Consider the following 6,324-nt stretch of genomic DNA (forward strand, 5'->3'; position numbering starts at 1 on the left):
TCCTTTACGAGCGCTGCTGGAGGCGGGGAAACAACGCCGTCTCGATGGCGCGGCCAGTCAGGGCGAAGCCCAGCACCGCCATGGAGATCAGTACGCCGGGCGGCACGACCCACCAGGGCCACGAACCATTGAGAAACGCTCCGCGGATCTGCGCGTAGTACAGCACGGTGCCCCAGCTTTTGCGGACCGGATCGCCCAAGCCCAGGAAGGCCAGGGAGGCTTCGATCAGGATGCTGCTGGACGCGGCCAGGATGAACTGCGAGACCGCGATGGGCAAGACGCCCGGCAGCACGTGTTTCCAGAGGATGTGCAGGTTCGAGGCACCGAGGGCCTGCGCCCCCTCGACGTAAGCCAAGCTCCGGATCCCCAGTGCGCTGGAGCGGATGACGCGCGCGGGCCGCGCCCAGATCAGCAGGGAAATGGCGATGATCAGGTTTCCGGAACTCGCGCCGAAAAAGGCCGCGAGGACGATCATCAACGGAATGAACGGCAGCACCAGCACGACGTCGACCAGGCGCATGAGCGCGGCGTCCGTCCGGCCACCCAGAAAGCCCGCGATGACCCCCACGAGGGTGCCGATTAGGATTGCGAGCGCCGCGGCGGTAAAGCCGATAGTGAGCGACACGCGCGTGCCGACGATCAACTCCGACAGGATGTCCTGCCCAATGTCGTTCGTGCCCAGCCAATGTGCGGCGCTGGGCACGGAGAACGGCGCGCCGGTCTGCGCCGCCGCGTCGTAGGGGGCGATCCAGGGACCCGCACCAGCCAGGAACAGCAGCAGCAGCAGCGCCATCCCGGTTCGGCCCATCCAGGTGGAGAGCAGCAGCGCCACTGCGGATTTCAGGCCGCCCGCTGGAGGTGGCTTGGCGCGCGAGGTCAGGGCAGGTGCCGAAGAACTAGCCACGTTGCACCCGGACACGGGGATCCAGCAGCGGGTAGACCACGTCGGCGAGGATGTTCCCCGCAAGAATGGAGAGGGTGACCATCAGGAAGGCCCCCTGGAGCAGCGGATAATCGCGGTTGCTGGCCGCCTCGAAGAGCATCCTTCCGAGGCCAGGGAAGGCGAAGACTGTTTCAATCACGACGGCCCCACCCACCAGGGTCCCGAGATTCAGCATGAACACGGTGAAGACGGGCATGGATGCGTTTCGGAGCGCGTGCTTGTACAGCACCTGACGTTCGCTGACGCCTTTGGCGCGGGCGGTGCGGATGTAATCCTCGCCCAGCACCGACAGCATCGCGTACCGCATCACCAGGAACGTTCCGGACAGGCTCACCAGGGTGAGGGTCACGACGGGCAACACCAAGTGCTTGGCGATGTCCACGGCGTTGGCCCAACCGGTCAGGTTGGACCAAGGCGTCTGCGCCCCGAAGACGGGAAACAGGGGCCACTGCACGGCGAAGAGGGCGACCAGCATCATACCCAGCCAGAAGGAAGGCAGGGAGTCCAGCAGGATGGAAGACGTGAGCGTGACGTGATCCAGCCAACCATTACGGTGCCAGGCCGCCAGTGCCCCCACGATCACGCCGAAGACGGTCGAGAGCAGCAGCGCCGAGCCAGTGAGCAGCAGGGTCCACGGCAGGCGTTCGAGCAACATGGTCAGCACCGGTTTGTTCGCCTGATACGAGTAGCCCAGGTCGCCGCGCGCGAGCGACGCCACATACTTCCCGTACTGCACAGTGAGCGGCTGATCGAGGCCCGTGCGGGCGAGCAACGCTTGGCGGTCCTCGGCGGGCAGCAGGGCCACGTCCTCGCCCGCCAGGAACTGCAAGGGGGAGCCGGGCATAGCGCGCGGCAGGAAGAAGTTGAGGGAGATTGCGGCGATCAACACGAGAACGTACTGTCCAGCCCGCTCCAGCATGACGTCCCCTTATTTTAAGAACGAACGTTTGTTGATGATGCCCTGACCCTTCTGAAACTTCCAGCCGTCGTAGGCGTTCGCGTCGAACGCGTACACCGTGTCGGGGTACCACAACGTCAGGAACGGCAGGTCCTTGGCGACAATCTCCTGAACGCGTGCGGCCAGCGTCTCGCGGGCTCCGGCATCCACTGTCGTCAGCATGCGCGTGGTCAACGTGTCCACGGTCTTGTTGCGGTACCCACCGACGTTCAAAGTGCCGATCACGGGGTTCGAGTGAAACAGCCCTGCAAGGTTGAGCTGCGACTGGACGGGCGCAGACCATCCCCACATGGCCACATCAAAATTGCGGCCTTTCGCCACGTCGAAATCAGGCCACAGGGCCTGCTGAACCGTGGTGGGATCCAGGGATTTGATGGTGAACCGGATGCCCGCTGGGCGCAGCTGCGACGCGATGATCTCCGCCGCGCGGATGCGCTGCGGGTTGTTGGAGGCGACCAGAAAGGTCAGGTCCAGTGGCTTGCCATCTTTGCCGGTCCGGACCCCGTCGCGGTTGAGCTTGAAGCCGAGTGTTTCCAGGGTTCTGTTCGCCTGTGCCACCGTCATTTTCGGGTAGGTGGGGGCGGCTTTGCTGTAAAAGGGACTGTCAGGGTGCACAAAGCCTGCGGCACCGGGCGTCCCGTAGCCCAGGAGGACCGTTTCGACCAGTGCCTTGTTGTTCACCAGGCCCGCGACCACGCGCCGGAATCCCACGCTGTTAAACGGTGCGGTGGTGGTGTTGAACTGCAAGAGCGTGCTGGTATAGCTGGGGCCCCGCAGGGTCTTCAGGCGGGCGTTTCCTGCGAACCGTTGAATGAGTTCCGGCGGAACCTCCCGCGCTACGGCGTTGATCTGCCCGGCCTGGAGTGCTTGGAACATGGAGGTCGGGTCAGGGATGACTGCCAGCACAACCTCATCGGCACCTGGCTGGGCGGCGAAATACTCCGCGTTTTCCGTCAGGCGGTAGGACTGGTCGGTCTTATGATCGACCAGTTTGTAGGGTCCGGAGCCAACGACGTTCTTGAACGTCTTCGGAGCCGTGACGCTCTCCCAGATGTGCCTCGGCAGGATAGGCGCGTCCGCAAGGGGCTGGAGGAGGAAATTGGCCCCCGGTTGCTCGAGGGTGATGATCACCGTGCGCGCGTCCGGGGTGCGGATGCTGGAGATGGGGCGCACGGCGGAAGCGAAGCGGCCCACAACCGGATATTTTTTGTAGTACTCGAAGCTGAACTTCACGTCCCCGCTGGTCAGCGGTTTACCGTCGTGCCACTTGACGCCGTCTTTCAGCTTCAGTGTCCAGACCTTACCGTCCTTCACCGAGTACGACTCGACCAACCAGGGCCGGGGCACGTCGTTGAGATCGTTGACGAACAACGTGTCATACACGAGGCTCATCAGGTTGTATCCAGGGTAGCCGGTGACGTACGTGAACGGCGAGAGTTCACCTTCGTCCTGGGGGATCGCCAGCACGATGCGCTTCCCGGTGTGTCCGGCATGCGCGGTGGTCGCGAGGGCAACTGCCAATGCAGCAGTGAGAAAGCGGGCAACTGGGCTCCGTCTCATATGTGACCTCCCACATCGGTTTCCCACCGATGGTCATGCGAACACGACGAATGGTGTGACACGAACTGCCCCGGACACGCGCTGAGCGTGTCAGACCTCAAATTCAATCCCCCTGGGTGGGTATCACCTTAATCCTAAGGCGCGGAAAATGCAAGTGATGACCCAATTCAAAAAACACAGTGCAGGCCGACAAACTCCGGTCGATCACCTGCAACGGGCAGGTTCGAGATCCCGGTACAGGCCGGACCCCCCTCGCCTGAGCGCGATAAACGACGTTCCATCCGTTGCCCTAACCCCCTACGTGGGGAGGGGGAATTGCATCAGCTCCCAGCACGCCGGCCAACAGACGATGCTGACGGCCGCCATCCCGGGCAAAGTTGTGGTCAACACGGCATCACCACAGGTGGTTCAGAGAGGGTGGCCTGCCCTGGACTCGCTGTCTATTTCGGCCAGAGTCGATTCATCCACCCGGCCGGGTCCGTGCCCTCACCACGCACCCGTATCTCGAGGTGCAGGTGCGCCCCGGGGCTGAGTCCAGTGCTGCCGACCTCCCCGACCTTCTGCCCGCGCGTGACCTGCTGCCCGACTTTGACCGTCACCGCACGCTGATGGAAGTACATGCTGGTCAGTCCCGCCCCATGATCAATCACGACCAGGCCCCGCGCACCGGGTACATGCCCGCCATGACGACCGTTCCGTCATTCACGGCCGTCACCGGCGTTCCTGCGGGTGCCAGGTAATTCGTGCCGTAGTGTTACCCGACCGGCCCATTCGCCACGTACGTTCGTGACTGCCCGAACGCGCTGCTTTGCGCCCGCACTTTCGCCGCCAGTTGAAAGGGCCGCGATCACGCCTGGGTGGTCCGCCGGGCGGACGCCTGCTCGACGGCGGCGTCCTCCGCCTTTCGGGGCGGGTCTTCGAGCTTGCTCAAGACGCTGAGCAGCAGGTTCAGCCGTTGAAGAGGCTGCGCCAGCCCAGTGATGGGAATCCGGCCGCGCACCACTTCCTCACCCACCTGGATTTCATACTCGAGGGGCGTGCTTTTCCCGAGGACGACACGCCCCAGCACCAGGAACTCACTTCCCTTGGCAATGGGGGTGAGGCGCTCACCGGGCAGGCGGACGTCCTCGCCCACCTCGCCGGGAAATCGCACGGTCGCCTGTCCGGCCCTGGGGCCACTCAGGCGCAGGACGAAGGTGTCCCCCATCCGCAGCGTCACAGGTGCGCTGACCGCTATCCCACTGATCCGGGAAGGCACGCCGGGCGGAGTGGCTGGCGCGGAAGCGCTCCCCATGGGCGCGCCCTCACCCGGCAGCCGAAGGGACTGCCCGACTTCAAGGGTCGTGCCGGTCAGGCTGTTCAGCCGGCTAAGCTCAGTGACGGTCGTTCCATGGGCCTACGCGAGACGGTACAGCGTCTCGCCCGGTTTGACGGTGTAAGCCCCCGCAGCACCTGCCCGCAGGGCGGCCACGAGGAAGCTGCGGCGCAGGAGAGCAGCGTTGCGCGCTGAAGGCCGAGGCTGAGGACTGACGGCGTGTTTCACGCTGGCTCCTGGCTGCGGGGGGCCTCAGGCGCCTGGCCGCCCTAAAGGCTCTTCTTGAAGAACTCCACCGACCGTTTGAGCGCCACGCTCAGGTTCCGGGTGAGGTTGTGGTCGTCTCCCGGGTACGTGAAGAGGGTGTAGGGCTGTTTGGCGGCCTTCAGTCCACTTGCAAGCGCCTGCGAGAAGGAGATGGGCACGTGTGTATCCCCCGTGCCGTGGTGAAGCTGGAGGGGACGCCCCTTCAGGTCCGGCAGAAAGGCGTTCGGGGAGATCGCTCGGTACAGGGCCAAGTTGCGGTCTGGCGGGCCGTACTTTGCGAGCATATGCGCGCGCGGGTCATTGTCTGCGGCCCCGCTCCCCCAGCGGGGCAGGTCACTAAAGATTAGGTCGTACGGCCCCACGACCCCCGCCCAGATGTTCCCGGCCTTGATCTGGGGGTTGATGATCATGGCGCGTAGGGTGATGTGCCCGCCCATCGAGTGGCCCCACATGCCGATTCGCGCCGGATTGACGCTCCCCAGCTTCTGCAAGGACGAGAAGGCGTTCAGGACGTCCGTGGTGTACTCCGGAGACCAGTAGGCCGCCGCCGCGGGCTCCCCCTCGGAGCTGCCGTGACCCCGGTAGTCGGGCTTCAGGACGACAAACCCGGCTTGGGCGAAGGCGTCCACGTACGCGACGTACCGTTCGGTGGTCTGGTACTGCCGTGGGGGGATGTAGCCGTGGTTGAACACGATGGCGGGCCAGCCCCCTTTCGGCGGTGTGCCGTTGGGCACGGTGAGCAGCGCATTGATGCGCAGCCCGTCGGACTGGTAGGACACGATGCGACGCTGGTAGTTCGCGCCGGGCGTGAGCCTCTGACGGGTGGTGAGGGCACTGCCCGGGTACGAGCGGGCCCGCATGCGTTCAATCGAGAGGGCTGCATCGCCGGTCGGGGCGGGTTGGGCCTGGGTGGTGGCAACGCCGCTGACGCTCGCAAGGATCAGAGCCATTCGCAACAGGTGAGCCATCGTGGAACCTTTCAAGGGGAAGATGCGCGGGCCACCCGTCTCGGGATGGGGCCCGAACTCGACGGTGTACCGGCAGGAGCGTTTTCATGACCGGGACAGTGCCACCGTCGTTCGGCTGCCGTTCAGGTCACCTGGATCAGCATCGTCAGCCCGCCGCCGCCCTCGACCTCCACGTTGTCGTTCGTGATGTGGTGCGGGATGTGGCAGTGAACCAGCCAGGTACCCTTCTCGCGCGCCTTCCAGAGCACGTCGTACCGCTGCCCTGGACCGACATTCACCGTGTCGGCCAGGAACCGCGCGCTTTCCTTGAGGG

The 6,324-nt window shown here is 64.7% G+C and carries 6 protein-coding genes and 1 pseudogene (1 of these 7 only partly in view); all 7 read right to left on the bottom strand.

Annotated elements, in window-relative coordinates; genetic code table 11:
* Positions 1–4 precede the first annotated feature (4 nt).
* A complete protein-coding gene (locus tag EI73_RS13870) occupies positions 5–904 on the bottom strand; it encodes an ABC transporter permease (protein WP_197050789.1) in 900 nt (299 codons plus the stop codon).
* Positions 897–1,862, bottom strand: coding sequence for an ABC transporter permease (locus EI73_RS13875; RefSeq protein ID WP_034388639.1), 966 nt, complete (start codon positions 1,860–1,862; stop codon positions 897–899). The genes EI73_RS13870 and EI73_RS13875 overlap by 8 nt, the downstream gene beginning before the upstream one ends.
* 9 nt (positions 1,863–1,871) lie before the next feature.
* Positions 1,872–3,461, bottom strand: coding sequence for an ABC transporter substrate-binding protein (locus EI73_RS13880; RefSeq protein ID WP_081909094.1), 1,590 nt, complete (start codon positions 3,459–3,461; stop codon positions 1,872–1,874).
* 440 nt (positions 3,462–3,901) lie between these two features.
* Positions 3,902–4,824 (bottom strand): annotated as a pseudogene (locus tag EI73_RS13885) (M23 family metallopeptidase).
* A 33-nt stretch (positions 4,825–4,857) separates the two neighbouring features.
* Positions 4,858–5,004: a LysM peptidoglycan-binding domain-containing protein gene (locus EI73_RS16765; protein WP_231557363.1), complete on the bottom strand. Its 147-nt coding sequence runs from the start codon at positions 5,002–5,004 to the stop codon at positions 4,858–4,860.
* A gap of 41 nt (positions 5,005–5,045) precedes the next feature.
* Complete coding sequence (locus tag EI73_RS13890) at positions 5,046–5,993, bottom strand: S9 family peptidase (RefSeq protein ID WP_231557364.1); 948 nt, start codon at positions 5,991–5,993, stop codon at positions 5,046–5,048.
* 140 nt (positions 5,994–6,133) lie between these two features.
* On the bottom strand, positions 6,134–6,324 hold the 3' portion of the coding sequence (locus EI73_RS13895) for a multicopper oxidase family protein (protein ID WP_081909095.1). 1,183 nt of this gene lie beyond the right edge of the window; 191 of the gene's 1,374 nt are visible here — the last part of the coding sequence; its start codon lies off the right edge, out of view — the gene reads right to left on this strand; it ends in the stop codon at positions 6,134–6,136.

It is taken from the genome of Deinococcus sp. YIM 77859 (assembly GCF_000745175.1).
GTDB lineage: Bacteria > Deinococcota > Deinococci > Deinococcales > Deinococcaceae > Deinococcus.